This is a genomic window from Aeromicrobium sp. IC_218, assembly GCF_004336805.1.
Lineage (GTDB): Bacteria > Actinomycetota > Actinomycetes > Propionibacteriales > Nocardioidaceae > Aeromicrobium.
In genome coordinates, this window is record NZ_SJXM01000002.1 from 165,876 (window position 1) to 183,675 (window position 17,800).

General features: G+C 73.6%; 12 protein-coding genes. 8 read left to right on the forward strand and 4 right to left on the reverse strand.

Features of this window, described 5'->3' with window-relative positions; genetic code table 11:
• Nucleotides 1-120 precede the first annotated feature (120 nt).
• The 4 genes from E0W78_RS02895 to E0W78_RS16425 are packed head-to-tail and all read left to right on the forward strand — an operon-like array spanning nt 121 to nt 6,867.
• Nucleotides 121-1,893 carry a hypothetical protein gene (locus tag E0W78_RS02895; protein ID WP_131402339.1) on the forward strand — a complete coding sequence of 591 codons (1,773 nt, stop codon included), beginning with the start codon at nt 121-123 and terminating at the stop codon, nt 1,891-1,893.
• Nucleotides 1,890-3,830, forward strand: coding sequence for a hypothetical protein (locus E0W78_RS02900; RefSeq protein ID WP_131402340.1), 1,941 nt, complete (start codon nt 1,890-1,892; stop codon nt 3,828-3,830). Before E0W78_RS02895 ends, E0W78_RS02900 begins: the two co-directional genes overlap by 4 nt.
• Nucleotides 3,827-5,674 (forward strand): hypothetical protein, encoded by a 1,848-nt coding sequence (locus E0W78_RS16420; protein ID WP_165570382.1) that lies wholly within the window; start codon nt 3,827-3,829, stop codon nt 5,672-5,674. Before E0W78_RS02900 ends, E0W78_RS16420 begins: the two co-directional genes overlap by 4 nt.
• On the forward strand, nt 5,671-6,867 hold the full coding sequence (locus E0W78_RS16425; RefSeq protein WP_165570383.1) for an acyltransferase: 1,197 nt from the start codon (nt 5,671-5,673) through the stop codon (nt 6,865-6,867). Before E0W78_RS16420 ends, E0W78_RS16425 begins: the two co-directional genes overlap by 4 nt.
• On the opposite strand, the gene E0W78_RS02910 is transcribed toward E0W78_RS16425, so the two are convergent.
• Both E0W78_RS02910 and E0W78_RS02915 read right to left on the reverse strand, forming a co-directional pair.
• Nucleotides 6,759-10,847, reverse strand: coding sequence for an alpha-(1->3)-arabinofuranosyltransferase family protein (locus E0W78_RS02910; protein WP_131402341.1), 4,089 nt, complete (start codon nt 10,845-10,847; stop codon nt 6,759-6,761). The two genes, E0W78_RS16425 and E0W78_RS02910, sit on opposite strands and share 109 nt — an antisense overlap.
• Nucleotides 10,844-11,575, reverse strand: coding sequence for a class I SAM-dependent methyltransferase (locus E0W78_RS02915; protein ID WP_242686201.1), 732 nt, complete (start codon nt 11,573-11,575; stop codon nt 10,844-10,846). Before E0W78_RS02915 ends, E0W78_RS02910 begins: the two co-directional genes overlap by 4 nt.
• Nucleotides 11,576-11,673: 98 nt before the next feature.
• On the opposite strand from E0W78_RS02915, the gene E0W78_RS02920 reads away from it, so the two are divergent.
• Nucleotides 11,674-12,759, forward strand: a complete 1,086-nt coding sequence (locus tag E0W78_RS02920; RefSeq protein WP_242686202.1) for a glycosyltransferase family 4 protein — start codon at nt 11,674-11,676, stop codon at nt 12,757-12,759.
• A 115-nt stretch (nt 12,760-12,874) separates the two neighbouring features.
• Here E0W78_RS02920 and E0W78_RS16430 read toward each other — a convergent pair whose 3' ends face one another.
• A complete protein-coding gene (locus E0W78_RS16430; RefSeq protein WP_165570384.1) occupies nt 12,875-13,021 on the reverse strand; it encodes a hypothetical protein in 147 nt (48 codons plus the stop codon).
• A gap of 125 nt (nt 13,022-13,146) precedes the next feature.
• Here E0W78_RS16430 and E0W78_RS02925 point away from each other — a divergent pair, with 125 nt between their 5' ends.
• The 3 genes from E0W78_RS02925 to E0W78_RS02935 are packed head-to-tail and all read left to right on the forward strand — an operon-like array spanning nt 13,147 to nt 16,143.
• Entirely contained in the window at nt 13,147-14,028 is an 882-nt protein-coding gene (locus E0W78_RS02925; RefSeq protein ID WP_131402343.1) for a decaprenyl-phosphate phosphoribosyltransferase, read from the forward strand.
• The gene (locus E0W78_RS02930; protein WP_131402344.1) at nt 14,025-15,374 is read left to right on the forward strand and encodes an FAD-binding oxidoreductase; all 1,350 of its coding nucleotides are present in this window, start codon (nt 14,025-14,027) and stop codon (nt 15,372-15,374) included. The genes E0W78_RS02925 and E0W78_RS02930 overlap by 4 nt, the downstream gene beginning before the upstream one ends.
• A 10-nt stretch (nt 15,375-15,384) precedes the next feature.
• Entirely contained in the window at nt 15,385-16,143 is a 759-nt protein-coding gene (locus tag E0W78_RS02935; protein WP_131402345.1) for a decaprenylphospho-beta-D-erythro-pentofuranosid-2-ulose 2-reductase, read from the forward strand.
• On the opposite strand, the gene E0W78_RS02940 is transcribed toward E0W78_RS02935, so the two are convergent.
• Nucleotides 16,088-17,788, reverse strand: coding sequence for a hypothetical protein (locus E0W78_RS02940; protein ID WP_165570385.1), 1,701 nt, complete (start codon nt 17,786-17,788; stop codon nt 16,088-16,090). The two genes, E0W78_RS02935 and E0W78_RS02940, sit on opposite strands and share 56 nt — an antisense overlap.
• Nucleotides 17,789-17,800: the final 12 nt, after the last annotated feature.

Sequence of the window (17,800 nt, forward strand, 5' to 3'; positions counted from 1 at the left end):
GACACAGCTGTGAGAGCATCGGCGCTTGTGACTGACGAGCGATCGGGCGCCCGCCGAGCCTTCGCGGCGCGCCCTGCGGGGTGGAGCCGACGGCTTCGCCGACCCGGCACGATCACCGCCGTGGCGCTCGTGCTGATCGCCCTCCAGGTCGCCTTCCGCACCTGGGCGGTGGCGGGAAGCCACTTCCTGGTCGACGACTACATCTTCCTGTCGGGCATCGCGCGCGGGCAGGACGACCTCGACTGGTACCTGCGGATCCACCAGGGCCACTTCATGCCGCTGTCGTTCGTCCTGGTGAAGCTCGTGTCGTTCGCCCCGGCCTTCTCCTGGACCGCCGTCACCGTCCAGATCGCCGTGCTGCAGCTGCTGGCCAGCCTCGCCGCGTGGTGGATGCTCCGCACGATCTTCGGGAACCGGCCGGCCGTCGTGGTGCTTCTCGCCGGCTACCTGTTCGCCCCTCTCACGCTTCCGTCGGTCATGTGGTGGGCGGTGGCCATCAACCAGCTGCCCCAGCAGATCGGCCTGTGCATCCTCCTCGGCGCTCATGTGCAGTACCTGCGGACGAATCGGCGCCGGTGGCTGCTCGTCGCGCTGCTGGGTCTGCTGATCGGACTCGCCTCCTACACGAAGACCGCCCTCGCCCTGCCGGTGCTGCCCGTCGTCGCCATGGTGTGGTTCACGGCGGGCTCCACGCCCGTGGCGCGAGCCTGGAGCGCGCTTCGACGGTGGTGGTTGGCCTGGCTCGCCTACGGCGTGGTCGGGCTCGCCTTCGCGGTCCTCTACCTGCACCTGAGCGTCGCTGGGAACGTCAACGGCACCGGCGGGAACAACGTCGAGCTCGCCGTCACGTTCATCGGCGTCACGCTCGTCCCCACCCTCGTGGGCGGTCCGTTGCAGTGGAAGCTCTTCGGGCCCGGCCCCATCTCGTACGTGGACCCCGGTGAGACGGTCATCGTCGTCGCCTGGGTCTTGCTGGGGGCCCTGCTCGCGTGGGTGGCGCTGACCCGCGTCCGCGCTCTTCGTGCGCTGTGGATCCCTGCCGTCTACGTCGCCGGCTCCATCGCGCTCGTCGTGGCCGGGCGGTCGTACGTCATCGCGATCATCGGCGCGAAGGAGGTCGGGCTCCATCTCCAGTACCTGTCGGACGCCGCCCCGCTGATCGCGCTGGCGGTGGGCGGGATGCTGCTCCGGGTCCCCGGCGCCCCCGAGTCCTCGCAGCGGCGAGCAGACCCGCTTCTCGCCGTGTCCCTCCCCCGGACCGCCATCGCACTCGGCGCGCTCGCCGTGCTCGCCGCGTCCGTCACGTCCACGATCCGGTACGCCGAGCCGTGGCACGAGGACTTCCAGGAGCGCCGTTTCCTCGAGAACGGACGGGCCGCGCTCCAGTCGGACGCTGCCGTCGCCGACGACGCGGTGCCCACGCGGATCCTGCCCCCGGTGACCGGCGGCGACGTGTTCCTCATCCGGAACTACTTCGCGCCGCTGGGCGAGGACGCTCAGGACGTCCGCGCGGCGGGGGTCGACCTGAGCCTGCTCGACGTGGACGGGAACCCGGTGCCGGCGTTCGTCGACGGTGAGCCGCGCAGCGCCCGCGAGCCGGAGCGGTGCGCCTACGAGGCGTCGGGCGGCGAGCCGGTGACGATCCCGATCGTGCCGATCATCGACTCGGTCTTCTGGATGCAGGTCGACTACTCCACGCTCGTCCCCGGCGACGTCGCCGTCGTGGCCGGCGGCCAACGCACCGGCGTGCGGCTCGAGGCCGGTGAGCACCGGCTCCTCGTGCGCACCACCGGCGCCTACGACGAGGTGACCATCTACCCGGCCGACCGCCAGGTGCTGTGCGTCAGCGCCGTCCGGGTCGGCAGCCTGAGCCCCGAGGAGGACGCGTCGTGAGCACCTCGACCGATGCTCCGGTCCGACGGCTCGCCGGCCGTCTGGGCGGCGCCGCGCTGCGCCGGTGGTCGCGCCGGCGCGTCGTGACCGTCCTGGCCCTGGCGATGATCGTCGTCCACCTCGGCTTCCGGACGTGGGCGTCCTCCGGCTCGTGGTTCATGTGGGACGACTACATCTTCATCGGGCAGGTCACGCTCGGGATGGACGACTTCGCCTGGGTGTTCCACAGTCACTTCAACCTGTTCATGCCGGTGTCCTTCCTGCTGGTGAAGAGCGTCGGCTGGGCCGGCCTGGACTGGCCGGTGATCGCGACCCAGCTCGTCGTCATGCAGGCGCTGGCCGCCCTGGCCTGCTGGTGGATGCTGCGGGTCGTCTTCGGCGACCGGCTCCGCATCCTGGTGCCTCTGGCCTTCTACCTGGTGACCCCGCTGACCATCGCGTCCAGCGTCTGGTGGTCGGTCGCGATCAACCAGCTGCCCCAGCACGTGGGCCTGTTCGGCGCGATCGCCGCCCACGTCACCTACATGCGTACTCGGCGGCGGCGATGGATCATCGTGGCGGCCGTCTTCGTGCTGCTGGCCATGGGCAGCTACGTGAAGGGGCCGCTCGTCGTGGTCGTGCTGTTCACGATCTCCGCCGTGTGGTTCGCGCGCGGACCGTGGCGCGACTGGCTCCGGACGATGCTGCAGAGCTGGCTGGCGTGGGCCGTCTACACGGTGCTCGCCGGCGGGTACGCCGTCGTGTGGTGGGCCTCCCGCGACGTGGCGTCCCCGCGCCAGGCGTGCGAGCTGCCCAGGACGATCTTTACCTCGTTCGTCGACACCGTCGGCACCGCCGTCGTCGGCGGCCCCTGGAGCTGGCAGCTCTGGACGGCCGACGCCCACCCCGAGGTGCCGGACAGCTGCGTGCCGCAGGCCTACCGCGGTGCCACCGACCTGCTGGTGGGCGGGGCGCCGCAGTCCTTCACGGACGCCCCGCTGCCGCTCACCGTCGTCGCGGTCCTCCTGGTCGGCGCCGCGCTCGTCTACCTGTGGGGCCGCTTCCGCGACGCCATCCACGTCCTGTGGGTGGCCGTGCCGTACGTGCTGCTGTCGGCGCTGTTCGTGTACGCCGGCCGCGCGGGGGTCTGGGGCAGCGCGATCAGCGCCCGCGAGATCAGGTACTACGCCGACGTCGCCGCCATGCTCGCGTTCGTGATCGGCGCGGCGATCACGCCCATCCGCGGCGCGCTGCGCCGCCCGACGCCGCGCCGCGAGCCGTACCTGCGGCTGCGTCTCCCCCGGCCGGTGCTCGTCGGGGTCACCCTCGCGGTCCTCATCGGCTCGGTCGGGTCGTCCGTCGCCTACGTGCTTCCCTGGCACGAGCGCTGGGACAGCACGGCCTTCCCCGAGCGCGCCTTCGTGAACAACCTGCTCGACGACCTCGACCGGCGCGACGAGCGGTCCGTGTCCGTCGTGGACGCCTCGCTGCCGTACGTCATCGCCAACCCGCTCATCGCGCCGTTCAACCGGCCCTCGCACAAGCTGGCGTCGCTGGCGCCGCGGCTCAAGGCGGTCTCGGCCGGCACCGACCTGGGCATCATCGACGACGACGGACGCATCCAGCTCGCCCGGGTGCCGGGCGACAGCCGGGCCGAGCCCGGCCCGGTCGACGGGTGCGGCTACCTGGTGAATCCCGAGGCGACGATCGACGTCGCGCCGGTGCTCGACCTGCCGTTCTGGATGCAGGTGGACTACCTGGCGGCGGCGGACGGCTCGGTGATCGTGACCGCCGGCGACACGAGCGTCCGCGTGCCGGTCGAGGAAGGGCTGCACTCGATGTTCCTGGCCACGGAGGGCACCTTCTCGGAGGTCACGATCCAGTCCGAGACCGGCGGCGCCGTGTGCGTCGACAGCATCCGCGTCGGCGACGTCGAGCCCGTGGGGAGCGCCCGATGAGGCGCGTGCCCGGGCGCCTGCGCCGCACGTGGGCCGCGCTGTCGACCGGCGAGCGGGTCGTGCTCGCCGCCTGGACGATGATCGCCGTGCAGCTGTTGCTGCGCGGGTGGGCGGTCGCCGGCAGCTGGTTCTACGCCGACGACTTCATCTTCCTGGGCAAGGAGGCGACCGGCGAGGCCACCACCGCGTGGCTGTTCGAGCCGCACAACATCCACCTCATGCCGCTCGGACTGTGGCTGACCAAGCTGGTCGGGGCCGTCGGCGCCTTCTCCTGGACGGCGGCCGCGGCCGAGATCCTCGTGCTCCAGCTGCTCGCGAGCCTGGCCTGCTGGTGGATGCTGCGGACGTTCTTCGGCGACCGTCCCGGCACCCTCGTGCCCCTGGGCGCCTTCCTGTTCCTGCCGATGTCGTTCCCGACCGTCGTCTGGTGGGCGGCGGTCGTGAACCAGCTCCCCCACCAGGCCGCGCTCTACGCCTGCCTGGCCGCGCACGTCATCTACCTGCGCGAGCGGCGGCGCTGGGCCCTGGTGATGGCGACGGTCTTCTTCGCCCTGGCCCTGGGCAGCTACACCAAGGGCCTGCTGGTCCCGGTGCTCCTGGTGCTCGTGGCCGTCCTCTACTTCGCCGAGGGCGGCGTGCTGCGCCGTCCCTGGCGGGCGCTCGTCGACTACTGGCAGGCCTGGACGGCGTACGGCGTCGTCGCGGTGAGCTACCTGGCGGTCTACCTCACCACCGTGCCCGGCACCGGTCGGCCCGACCTCGGCGTGCTCGCCGAGACCGTCGACCTGTCGCTGACCACCTCGCTGGCCCCGTCGATGCTCGGCGGGCCCTGGGTGTGGTCGTCGCTCAACCAGGTCGGTGGCGTCGGGCCCCGCCTGTTCGTCGACACCCCCACGTCGCTCGTCGCGCTGTCCTGGCTGGTGCTGGGCATGCTCGCGCTGGTCGCGGTGCTGCGCCGCCGCCGCGCCTGGTTCGCCCTGCTGCTGCTCGCCGTCTACGCGCTCGCGTCCGCCGTGCTGGTCGGCGCCGGACGAGCGGGCGACTTCGGCGTCGCGTCCGCCTCGCTCGAGCTGCGCTACTTCGCCGATCTGTCCGGTGTCGTCGCCCTGTGCCTGGGACTCGCGACCCTGCCCGTGCGCGGAGCCGTCGGGTCGAGCGAGCCGCGCACACCGGTCGTGCTGGACCTGCACGTCGGACGCCGCTGGGTCGCGGCCGGGCTGGCCGTCGTCCTGGCCGGCTCGCTGTGGTCGTCCTGGTCGTACGCCCGTCCGTGGCACGATCCGGTGCAGATGCCGCAGGAGCAGTGGGTCGCGAACGCCACCGAAGCGCTCACCGAGGAGCCGGTCGAGATCCCCGACACGACCGTGCCCGACTCGGTGCTCTGGGCGGCCGGCTTCCCGGCGAACCTGGTCTCGCGCCTGCTGTCGCCGCTCGGCGACCGCGTGGAGGTCGTCGACCACGGCACCGACCTGCGGATGCTGGACGGCGAGGGCAACCTGCGCCCCGCCACCGTGGCCGACGTGCCCCGCACCGAACCCGGACCGGACGGCCAGTGCGGCTACTCCGTGTCCGAGGAGACCGTGATCGAGATCGTGCCGGTCCTCGACTTCGACTTCTGGCTCACCATCAGCTACCTGGCCGGGCAGGACGGCTCCATGACGGTGTCGGCCGGACGCACCGAGGTCGAGGTGCCGGTGGAGCGCGGCCTGCACACGGCGTACGTTCGCACCCAGGGCGCCTACGGCTCGGTCACCCTCACCCCGGCCGAGGGCACCACGCTCTGCGTCGACAACATGAACGTCGGCTTCCTGACCCCGCTCGACGTCCCGCAGGAGGACGAGTGACCGCCGCGCCGATCGACCTGCCCCGCCGGTACTTCCCCGGGCTGGACTCGTTGCGCGCGCTCGCCGCGCTGGCCGTCGTCGTCACCCACGTCTCGTTCTGGGCCGGCTGGTACCCCAAGGGCTACCTCGGCGCGGCCACCGCCCGGCTCGACATCGGCGTCGCGTTCTTCTTCGTGCTGTCCGGGTTCCTGCTCGGACGGCCGTTCCTGAGCGCGATGCAGGACGGCCTCCCCCTGCCCCGCGTCGGCCGGTACGCCTGGAAGCGCGCCCTGCGCATCGTCCCGCTCGCCGTGCTCGTCACCGTGCTCGCCCTGGTGGTGCTCGAGGAGAACCGGGGTCTCGGCGTCGGCCCCTGGGTGCGCAACCTGACGCTGACCGAGCTCTACCACGACGGCGGCCTGCCGGCCGGCCTCACCCACCTGTGGAGCCTGTCCACCGAGGTCGCGTTCTACGCCGTCCTGCCCGTGGGCATGGTCGTCGCGGCGTTCGTCGCCCGGCGCCGCGGCTGGAGCCCGCGCTGGGCGCTCGGCGCGCTCGCGCTGCTCGTCGTCGCCAACGTCGTGTGGACGACCGAGCTGGCCGGACGCTGGGCAGGCGCCAACCAGTGGCTGCCGGCCTACCTGTCGTGGTTCGCGGTCGGCATGGCCCTGGCCGTCGTCCAGCTCGAGCACCAGCGGCGTCCCGACGCCTTCGGCGGGCTGCGCACGCTCGCCGAGCTGCCCGGCACCTGCTGGACGATGGCCGCCGCGTTGTTCGCCGTGGCCTGCACCCCGGTCGCCGGCCCGACGTCCCTGCTGCCGGCCACCGGCACCGAGTCGGTGACCAAGAACCTGCTCTACGCCGCGATCGCCGGCCTGGTCGTCCTGCCCTCGGCCCTCGGGCCCGACCGCGGCACCACGTACTCGGACGTGCTGGCCCACCCGTGGCTGCGCCACCTCGGGCTCATCTCGTACAGCATCTTCTGCATCCACCTGCTCGTGCTGCACCTCGCGGCCCACCTGCTCGACGCGCCGGTGTTCACCGGCAACGGGTGGGCGCTGCTCGGCACGACCGTGGCGATCACGGTCGTGCTGTCCGAGGTCGCCTACCGGGTGGTCGAGCGTCCGGCCATGCGGCTCAAGGACGTCCGCGCCCCGTGGCGCCGCAGCAAGGACGCGGCCACCACGCCGAAGGCCGCCAGCACCAGCCACTGAGGCCAGCTCCACTCCCCGGCCCACCCCTGCGGGCTCGTCCACGGACGGACGACGTAGGCCAGGCCGGCCACGAGCACCAGCAGCGCGGCGAGCGGGGCGGGGTCGAACCGGCGGGCGACGAACCAGCCGGCCACGCCACCCAGCAGGCCGGCGAGGAGGCCGACCCAGCCGCCCACGAGCAGGCACGCGGCCGCGGTGCCCAGCACACCGAGCGGCACGCGGACCGACCGCTCGCGCACGTCGCCGACGACGTCGGGCCCGGCCGGGCGCCGGCGCAGCCACACCGTGAGGCCGAGGAGCGCCAGCAGCGCGACGAGCCCGACGCCCAGCGCCAGCGAGTACGGCAGCTGGCCGCCGAACCGGGCGTCGAGCGCGGTGCCGGCCGGCACGATCCAGCCCTGCTTCCAGCCCGACACGGCGACCGGGGTCGCGTCGTCGGCCGTCCAGCCCTGGTTCCAGGTCTGGGCCAGCGACACGACCTGGTCGTCGGCCGACGGGGCGGGCTCGGCCTGCACCGAGCGCTCCGTGCGCTCGGCGTCGAGCGTCGTGGCTCCGGCCTCCTGCGGCAGGTTGCGCAGCAGGCGCATCGACGCGGGGCGGAACAGGTCGGACGCACGGACCGTCACCTGGTGCTCGCCCGCGCCGAGCAGGAACGAGTCGGTGCCGCACAACGTCGCGCCGACCGGCTGCCGGGACAGCACCGCCTGGCGGCTCGCGGTGACCCGGGTGTCGTAGGTGCGCCCGTCGACCGACACCTGCGGGCCGCTGCCGCACGGCAGCCGGACCGGCTCGCCGGCGTCCGCCGCCGCGTCGACGTCGGACACGGCGATCTCGCTGACGCCGAGCGGCAGGCCGTTGCCCTGCCCGTCGAACCCCAGCGAGGAGCGGACGCGGATGCGGGTGACGTCGACGGTGATCGAGTCGGTGCGGACGGCGTCGAAGCGGGCCAGGCCGCTGCTGTCGAACCGCACGGTGCGGGTCGTGCCGTCGGCGAACGTCAGGTCGGCCTCCCGCACGGCGGACGCGGCCAGCGAGTCGTCGGTGTAGAGCCGCAGGGCGTCGACCCGGCGCGTCCGGTCCAGGCTCAGCGTGAGCTGGGGCGAGCGGTCGGACAGGCGGGCGATCCAGCCCGTCGCGATGTCGCCGTCGGTCGTGGCCAGGGCGCCGGCGCGGGGAGCGCCCGAGCCGGTCGAGCTCACCTGGACCGCCAGCGCCCCGGCGAAGGCGTCGTTGAGGGCGCGGCCGGACTCGGGCAGGACGGTCAGGGCGGGCAGGTAGCCGGCCTCGCGGTGGAGCGTGATGGCCCGGTCGAGGGTGCGGCCGTCCTCGCCCAGCCGCTCCGGGCCGGTGTCGCAGCGCACGACCAGGCTGCCGCGCACGTCCTCGTCGTCCTCGTCGTCGGCCTCGCGGACGTCGGGCACCGAGCGGCAGGAGCCGTTCGGCGGCGCCGCCGTGGTGAGCAGCACCTCGTCCGGCTCGGGCCACTCCTCGGGCAGCGCCGGCAGGCGCAGCGGGCGCGAGACGTCGACGTGGGGCACCTCGAGGGTGTCGATCGAGAACGGGTCGAAGGCGTTGCTGTCCGCGGTGAGGCGCAGGCGGCGGGTGGCGCCCTCGGGGACGTCGAGGGTCACCGAGCCCCCGGCGGGCACCGCCGTGACGGCCGAGCCCTCGTCGGTGGTGACGGTGACGTCACGGGACGAGAAGGCCTCGGTGAGCTGCACGGCCGTGCCGGTGACGTCGACCGGCTCGGCGAACCGCAGCTCGATCCAGGGCCGCAGGTCCGCCTCCCCCGCCGTCCAGCGGGTGCGGTCGTCGTCGTCCATCGCCGACCAGGGCGACCGGTCGGTGCGGATGCTGGTCTGGGTGACGTCGGACGCCGAGGAGGACGCCGTCAGCGACTCCGCTCCGCGCAGCTCGGGCACGGCCGACCAGCGGGCCTCGTCGTCGACGACGTAGTCGTGCACGCGGCGCTCGACCCGGTAGCGCTCCTGCAGCGAGAGCGGGGCCGAGCGGTTGTTCACCACCCGCCCGAACGCCGCCTCGCGTCGGCGCAGGGTGTCGGTGAGGACGACGTGCTCGGGCGTGACGGACTTCGGCACGTCCTGCGCGAGCAGCACGTCGTCGGCGCCCCGGATCGCGGCCGAGGGCTCCACGACCGCGGCGGCCGCACCGGCCAGCACCGACGTGGAGCCGGCGTCCTGCGATCGCACCGGCTCGGCGTCGGCCTGCTCGACCTCGAAGACCTCGATCGCCCGGTGCCGGCTCTGCCGGCCGCTGTTGACGAACACCAGCTCGCCGTCGTCGGTGCGCTGCGCCGGCGGGTTGCCCACCCGCGGCCCGAAGCCCTTCGCCGGGGTCACGCCCGGGGTGGTGGCCAGCGTGGAGTGCACCAGCTCGGTGTCGGTCGTGCCGGCACCGGAGAGGTCCTCGCGCACCAGGAGGTAGCGGACGCCGGAGCGCACCAGGGCGTCGCGCAGAGAGTCGCTGCCCCGCCCGGAGGCGAAGGCGCGCTCGAAGCCGTCGAGCGTCCGGATCGTGCCGGCCGGGGTGAGCGGCACGGCGTTGCGCACCGTCCAGGGCGTGCCGGCCAGGGCCTGCAGCACCTCGTCGCGGGGACTCCCCCACAGGTAGTCGCCGAACGCGGAGCCGGGCACCACGAGCGTGTTCTGCCCCTCCGCGTTCTCGTCCAGCCAGTCGGCGGCCTGCACCCAGTACTGCGGGACGTCCTGGAACGTGCCGCGTCGGGGCAGCTCGGCGGTCCAGGCGGGCACGGTGGCCCCGACCACCGCGGCGGCGGTCAGCAGCGCGACCGCCGCCCGGCCGGTGCGCTGCGTGCGGGTCGAGCCGGTCACGCCGCGGGCCAGCGCGGTGGCGGCGTGCACGAGGCCGAGCACCAGCGGGAGCCGGACGAGCACGTCGAACTTGTGGGTGTTGCGCAGCGGGGCCAGCGCGCCGTCCAAGAGCTCGCGCCAGGTGCCCGAGGCCAGGTTGGTGCCGGCGTGGCCGAGGGTGACGAGCACGAGACCCAGCACCGCGCCAGCGAGCAGGAAGCGTCCGGCCGGGTTGTCGCGGCGGGCCAGGCCGTAGAAGCCGATCGCCACCACGGCGACCGAGCTGACGATGACGTAGGGCTCGCTCACCAGCAGGTGGCCGGCGGTCAGGTTGCCGTCCAGGTACGGGATCCAGTTGGTGGTGCCGCGGAGCGCGTCGTAGGCGGTCGCGACGCCCGTCGTCGTGGAGGCGCTCTCGATGAAGTCCAGGAACGGCGGGCTGTAGCGGCCGAGGAGGAGCAGCGGACCGATCCACCACAGCGTCCCGAGCAGGACGAGCGCCGGCCACCAGCGCATCATCGCCCGGCGCTGCGGCGAGGGCGGGGCCATGAGCAGCCACAGCGCCCCGAGCGGGATCACGGCGAAGGTCGCGACGGCGTTCACCCCGCCGACGGCCGTCACGGCCAGGGCCGACAGCGCCGCGTGCAGCGCGGGTCGCCTCGAGCGCAGCCCCAGCACGAGTGGCACCAGCACCCACGGCGCGAGGGCGGAGGGCCACACCTCGATCGAGCTGGTGCCCAGCAGCGTCAGGATGCGCGGCGACAGCGCGAACGCCAGGCCGCCGACCACCCGCGCCCACGGCGTCCCGATGCCCAGCGCCCCGGCCAGCTTCACGACGCCGAGGAACGCTACGACGAGCAGCAGCGACCACCACGCCCGTTGCGTCACCCAGCCGGGGACGTGCACCAGGTCGGCGAGCCAGAAGAACGGCCCCATCGGGAACAGGTAGCCGTAGGCCTGGTTCTGCACCTGGCCGAGCGAGCCGTCCGGGTCCCACAGGCTGAGCGCCCGCGCGAGGAACCCGCCCGGGTCGATGACCAGGTCGGCCTTGGTGTCGGCCACGAGCAGCCGAGGGGCCTGCACGAACGCGACGGCGGCGAGCACCATGCTCACCGCCGCCAGCCGCAGACGCCACGCGGTGACCCTCATCGCTTCCTCAGGACGACGGCCAGGTTCCAGGTGACGAGCTCGCGCAGCACCGGCACGCGCAGGACCCACCACGACCAGCGGGGCAGGTAGCGCGGCACGACGCCCAGGACGTCCGCCGCGGTCTGCTGCTCGGCCCACCGCAGCCCACCGGCCGCGGTGACGGCGAACAGCGACTCGCCGTAGACGTTCTTGGGCGGGTGACCGTGCTTGCGCTCGTAGCGGCGGGCGGCGTAGCGGCCGCCGAGGAAGTGCCAGGGGGCGGTCTCGTGCCCGCCCCACGGCCCGAACCACAGCGTGTAGGAGATGAAGACGAGGCCGCCGGGCTTGGTCACCCGCACCATCTCGTCGGCCATCTGCCAGGGCCGCGGCACGTGCTCGAGCACGTTCGAGGAGTAGGTGACGTCGAGGCTGTCGTCGCGGAACGGCAGCTCCATCCCCGATCCCAGCACGGTGCCCGGCTCGGGCTCCGTCGCCGCGGACAGCTCTCCCAGGTCGGCGTCCAGCGGCGTGTACGTGGCACCGGCGGCGCGGAACGCGCGGGCGAAGTAGCCCGGGCCGCCGCCGACGTCCAGGACGCGGGCGCCCTCGAGCGAGCCGTAGGAGGACAGCTGGCGGACGGAGTCCTCGGCGAGCGTCCCGTAGAAGTGCGCCGGGTCGGTCTGCTCGACGCGGAAGGCCCGGAAGAGCCTCACGGACCGGGCGAGGTCCGGGGAGAAGTCGTCGGGCACGCGGGAACGATACATGAGACCCACCACACACAGACTGTTACAGTGGAACTGTCATCCGTGGCGTGATCTGTGCCACGACGCCCGCCTCGGAGGCTCTCGTGCACGTGCTGTTCGCCAACTGGCGCGACACCCGCAACCCCGAGGGCGGCGGCTCCGAGCGCTACGTCGAGGCGATGGCCCGCGGCCTCGTCCAGCGCGGCCACACCGTCACCATCGCGTGCGCCGAGTACCCCGGAGCGGCCCGCGACGAGGTGGTCGACGGCGTCCGGTTCGTCCGCCGCGGCACCAAGCTCAGCATCTACGTGCGCGTCCTGGCGCGCCTGCTGCTCGGCCTGTACGGCCGCGTCGACCACGTCGTCGACGTGCAGAACGGACTCCCCTTCTTCACCCGCCTGGCCACGCGCAAGCCGGTCACGGTGCTGGTGCACCACGTCCACCGCGAGCAGTGGCCGGTCGTCTACCCCGGCCTCACCGGCCGCATCGGCTGGTTCATCGAGTCCCGGGTCGCCCCCGTCCTCTACCGCCGCTCGCAGTACGTCACCGTCTCAGAGGCGTCGCGCGACGAGCTGGTCGAGCTCGGCGTCGACCGCGAGCGCATCGCGATCGTGCACAACGGCACCGAGCCGGCGCCCGCGGTCGACGTCGTCCGCTCCCCCACGCCGCGCCTGTGCGTCGTCGGACGTCTGGTGCCGCACAAGCAGGTCGAGCACGCCATCGACGTCGTCGACCGGCTCACCGACACGTTCCCCGACCTCGAGCTGGACGTCGTGGGCGACGGCTGGTGGCACGAGGAGCTCCAGACGTACGCGCGCGACCGCGGCCTGCTCGACCGCGTGCACCTGCTCGGGTTCGTCGACGAGCGCACCAAGCACGAGGTCTACGCCCGCTCCTGGGCGATGCTGCTCCCCTCGTTGAAGGAGGGCTGGGGCATCGTCATCGGCGAGGCCGGCGTGCACGGCACCCCGACCCTGGCGTACCGCGAGGCCGGCGGACCGACCGAGTCGATCGACCACAAGGACTCCGGCGTCCTGGTCGACACCGTCGACGAGCTCGCGGCCGAGACCGCGGCCGTGCTGCGCGACGCCGAGTGGCGCGCCTACCTCGGCGCCGGCGCCGCCCGCAAGGCCGAGCGCTACTCGTGGACCGCGGCCCAGGCCGGGTTCGCCGCCGTGCTCGGCGCCTGACTTCCCCGCTTCTCCCTGCCTCCGTCCGCGCGGATCCGTCCGTGCCCGGACGCACGAGGGGCCCGGAACCATGTCGGTTCCGGGCCCCTCGTGCGCGCCGTGGCGCGAAGCTCAGCTAGTTCGAGCCGTAGTTCACGGTGCTGGTCGAGCTGATGGGCTCTTCGCCCGCCGACTGCTGGGACTGCACGATGCCCACAGCCGTCGCGGTGGCGAGTGCACCGCCACCGAGCAGGCAGCCGATGGTGATCAGGATTCCATTCACGTCTTTGTCCCTCCTCAAGAACTACGCAAGAGTAACAGTAGCGCACGTCACAAGACGTGTCCTCGAAACGAAAGTTCCCCGACGTGTCACGAGCCCCCGGACCAGCCCGTAGTGTGGCCCCCATCATGCGTACCGAGGTCAGGTCCGGAGAGCTCAGCGGCCTCCTCGTCACCGCCCGTCCGCGCCAGTGGTCCAAGAACGCGCTGGTGCTCGTGGCCCCCCTGTCGGCCGGCGTCCTGCTGGAGTCCGACGTCATCGTCTCCGTGGTCGCGGCCTTCGTCGCCTTCGTCATGGCGTCGGCGTCCATCTACCTGGTCAACGACACGCTGGACCGCGAGGCCGACCGGCTCCACCCGGTGAAGCGGCACCGCCCGGTCGCCGCTGGGCGCGTCCGGCCGAACGTCGCGCTGGCCACCGCCGTGGTGCTGGCCCTGGGTTCGGTCGCGCTGTCGGCCCTGGTCGACCCCGACCTGCTGGCCACCGTGGGCGTCTACCTGGTGCTGCAGCTGGCGTACGCGCTGTGGCTCAAGCACGTCGCGGTGCTCGACATCGCCATCGTGTCGTCGGGCTTCCTGCTGCGTGCCATCGCCGGCGGCGTCGCCGCGGACGTCCCGCTGTCGCAGTGGTTCCTGCTCGTCGCCGCGTTCGGCTCGCTGTTCATGGTCGCCGGCAAGCGCTACTCCGAGCTCATGACCGTCGGCGCGGCCGGCGGCACCCGGCGCTCGCTCAACGACTACTCCGACTCCTACCTGCGGTTCGTCTGGAGCCTGGCCGCGGCCGTCGCCGTCACCGCGTACAGCCTCTGGGCCTTCGAGCTGGTGCCCACCGGCCACGTCAACTGGCAGGCCATCTCGATCGCGCCGTTCGTCGTGGGCATCCTGCGCTACGCCGTCGACGTCGACCGCGGCCTGGCCGGCGAGCCCGAGGACGCCGTCGCGCGCGACCGGGTGCTGCAGGTGGTCGGCGTCGTCTGGGTCGTCGTCTTCGCCCTGGGGGTCTACGGATGAGCCGCGAGACGCTGCACGGCTGGGGCCGCACCAGCCCGACCCCGGCCGACGTCCACCGTCCGGCCGGCCTGGACGAGCTGCGGTCGTCGGTCACGACCTCCGGCGCGCGAGGCGTGCTCGTGCGCGGCCTGGGCCGCAGCTACGGCGACGCCGCGCAGAACGCCGGCGGCGACGTGCTCGACCTCACCGGCTGGACGCGCATCCTCGACCTCGACGTCGCGGCGGCGACGGTCACCGTCGAGTCCGGAGCCAGCCTCGACGCGCTCATGCGCGCCGTGCTGCCGTTCGGCCTGTGGCTGCCGGTCATCCCCGGCACCCGCCAGGTCACGGTCGGCGGCGCGATCGCCGCGGACGTGCACGGCAAGAACCACCACGTCCGCGGCAGCTTCGGCGACCACGTGGTCAGCATGGACGTGCTGCTCGCCTCCGGCGACGTCGTCACGGTGGCGCCCGACGGCCCCGACGCCGAGCTGTTCTGGGCCACCGTCGGCGGCATGGGCCTGACCGGCGTCGTGTTGCGCGCGACCGTCGCCCTCAAGCGGGTCGAGTCGTCGTTCTTCCTGGTCGACACCGACCGCGTCCCGAACCTCGACGGCCTGCTCACCTCCCTCTCGGAGGGTGACAGCCGCTACGAGTACTCCGTGGCCTGGTTCGACACCGCCACCACCGGCGCGTCCATGGGCCGCGCGGTCGTCACCCGGGGCGACCAGGCGCCGCGCGACGCGCTGCCCGAGGCCGACCGCCCCGGCGCGCTGTCGATGTCGGACCGCACCCTCGCGACCGTCCCGTTCTCGTTCCCCAACGGCGTCGTGAACCGCTTCACCGCTCGCGCGTTCAACGCGCTCTGGTACGCCAAGGCGCCGCGCCACCGGCACGGCGAGCTGCAGAACCTCACCCAGTTCTTCCACCCGCTCGACGTGGTGGCCGACTGGAACCGGGTCTACGGCTCGGCCGGGTTCTGCCAGTACCAGTTCGTCGTCCCGTTCGGCGAGGAGGCGGCCTTCCGCACCGCCGTCGGGATGATCGCCGAGTCCGACCACGTGTCGTCGCTCAACGTCCTCAAGCGGTTCGGGGCCGGCAACCGCGGCCTGCTCTCGTTCCCGACCGAGGGCTGGACGCTGGCCGTCGACCTGCCCGTGCGGCGGGGTCTCGACGCGCTCCTGCGCGACCTGGACGCGGTCGTCCTGGACGCCGGCGGCCGGCTGTACCTCGCCAAGGACTCGCGCGCCGACGCCGCCACCATCGCCCGCATGTACCCGCGGCTGGACGCATTCGCGGCCGTGCGCGACCGGGTCGACCCGGACCGCCGGTTCCGGTCGGACCTGGCCCGACGACTCGACCTCTGACAGGAGAACCATGATCGACGCCCTGGGCCGACCCCAGTCCCTGCTGCTGCTCGGCGGCACGTCCGACATCGCGCTCGCCACGGCCGAGGCCTACGCCGCCGCCGGCCCGGGCCTGCGTGTGGCGCTGGCGGCCCGGCCGTCGGCCGACCGCGACGCCGCCGTCACCCGGCTCGAGGCGGCCGGCTGCACGGTGCGAGCGCTCGACTTCGACGCCCGCGAGCCGGACACGCACGCCGCGGTGGTCGAGGCGGCCGCGCAGGACGGCGACGTCGACCTCGCCGTCGTCGCGTTCGGGCTGCTCGGCGACCAGGAGCAGGCCTGGACCGACGTCGCGGCGGCTCGGGCGCTCGCCGAGGTCAACTACGTCGGCGCCGTGACGGTCGGCGTCGCGCTCGGCGACCTCGTGCGGCGTCAGGGCCACGGCGTCGTCGTCGCCCTGTCCAGCGTCGCCGGCGAGCGTCCGCGCCGCTCCAACTTCGTCTACGGCTCCACCAAGGCCGGCATGGACGCGTTCTACACCGGTCTGGGCGAGGCGCTGCGTCCGCTCGGCGGTCGCGTCGTGGTCGTCCGGCCCGGGTTCGTGCGCTCCAAGATGACCGAGGGCCTGGACGCAGCTCCGCTGGCCACGACCCCCGAGGGCGTCGCCGAGGCCATCGTCAAGGCGGTCACCGGCGGCTCCGAGCAGGTGTGGGTGCCCGGTGCCATGCGCGGCGTCATGAGCGGGCTGCGCCACCTGCCACGGGGCGTGTTCCGCCGCCTGCCCGTCTGAGCGCCGGACCCGCGAGCGCCAGCACCAGGGCCGCGAGGGCGGTGACCCAGGCGAGCGGCACCAGCACCCGCCAGCTCGCCGGCACGGACGGCCTCGACGCGCCGTCCACGGCGTAGACCTTCACCTCTCCCCCGCCGAGCCGGCGCAGCGAGGCCAGCTGCTCGAACGGCAGGTCGGCGGAGCCGGGCGCCGAGCCGTCCACCACCACGACGCCGATGCCGAGATCGGCCAGGTCGTCGCCCGTCCAGTCGCCGTCCAGCACCTCGCGGACCTCGGCCGCGCGCGGGTCCTCGCCGGCGATGCGCCGCCCGGACACGTACAGGTCGTCCGAGACGACCGTGTCGCGGTCCAGGAAGCGCCCGAGCGGGTCGAGCACCGGGCGGTCGTGGTTCCAGGACGGCTGCCGGTAGGCGGAGAAGGGCAGGACGAGCACGTCGCCCTCGGTGCCGGACTGGGTGACGCGCTCGCGCGCCTCGGCCCAGTCCTGCGGGTAGTGAGCGACCTTCAGCTGACCGCCGACGCCCCAGGCCAGGTCGGGCAGCGCCGCGACCGGGACGAGCACGAGCCCGGCCGCGACCAGGCGGCGGGGGCCCGCGGTGCGGCAGCGGTCGACGAGCCACGACGCGCCGTGCGCGCCCCCGACCACGAGCACCGGGGCGAGCAGCAGCAGCCAGCGCGTGCCGTCGCGCAGCAGTCCGGCCCCGGGCACGTGGGCGACGACCCAGCCCAGGGCGTCCGGTGCGACCGAGCCCGCCAGGGCGACGAGCACCCCCACGACGCCCAGCGCGACCAGTGCCACCAGGCCACGCCCGCCGGATCGCCGCCAGGCCCACAGGCCCAGGAGCACGAGCAGCCAGAGCGCCACGACGAGCACGGCGGACGAGAACAGCGTCCGCGAGACCGGCACGACCTCGGTGTTCCAGATGCCGCCGAGCGACAGGACGGCCCCGAGCCGCCCGAGCCCGAGCTCGGGCTGGGCGTCGAACAGCCGCACCGAGAGCGGGTCGACCACGGCGTCCGAGCCCCGGAGCAGGCCGGTCACCAGCCACGGCGCGTTGAGGGCCAGGCCGAGCGCGAGCCACCGGACGCGTCCGGCCACCCCACGGGCGCACGCCAGCACGACCAGCAGGCCCATCACGCCGGTTGCGGGCGAGAGCGCGGTCGCGGCCAGGCCCAGGACCACCGGCACGCGCCGCCCGCCGATCAGGCCGGCGATCAGCCAGAACGTGCCGGCGTAGGCCACCAGCACGGGCCAGGAGCCGAGGGCGAGGCGCTCGGCGACGAACGGGTTCCAGATCGCGAGGGTCGCCGCCACCAGGCGTCCGGCCACCGGGAGTCCGGCGCAGAGCCGGGACGCGCCGGCTCCGGCGGCGACGAGCGCGCCCAGCAGCACGAGCCGCTGCACGACCCACTGCGGCAGCACCGAGCCGACCAGGGCCACGAGCGCGTCGGAGGGGACCGCGCGCGGAAGCGCCGACCCCAGCCCCCAGACGTCGCGCCGGCCCAGCTCGAGGTCCGGCACCCAGACCATGTCGTACGACAGCACGTACCCACGGCGCAGCAGCGGGGCCAGCACGAGCAGGGACAGCACGACCGCGGCCACGTCGGGCCAGCGATCGGCCAGCAGCCGTCGCGCGTTGCGCATCTGTCCTCCCAG

Excerpts from the sequence above, each read along its gene's own strand:
- E0W78_RS02935 (WP_131402345.1), top strand. The coding sequence starts at position 15,385 with ATGATCGACGCCCTGGGCCGACCCCAGTCCCTGCTGCTGCTCGGCGGC.
- E0W78_RS02925 (WP_131402343.1), top strand. The coding sequence starts at position 13,147 with ATGCGTACCGAGGTCAGGTCCGGAGAGCTCAGCGGCCTCCTCGTCACC.
- E0W78_RS16420 (WP_165570382.1), top strand. The coding sequence starts at position 3,827 with ATGAGGCGCGTGCCCGGGCGCCTGCGCCGCACGTGGGCCGCGCTGTCG.
- E0W78_RS02930 (WP_131402344.1), top strand. The coding sequence starts at position 14,025 with ATGAGCCGCGAGACGCTGCACGGCTGGGGCCGCACCAGCCCGACCCCG.
- E0W78_RS02910 (WP_131402341.1), bottom strand. The coding sequence starts at position 10,847 with ATGAGGGTCACCGCGTGGCGTCTGCGGCTGGCGGCGGTGAGCATGGTG.
- E0W78_RS02940 (WP_165570385.1), bottom strand. The coding sequence starts at position 17,788 with ATGCGCAACGCGCGACGGCTGCTGGCCGATCGCTGGCCCGACGTGGCC.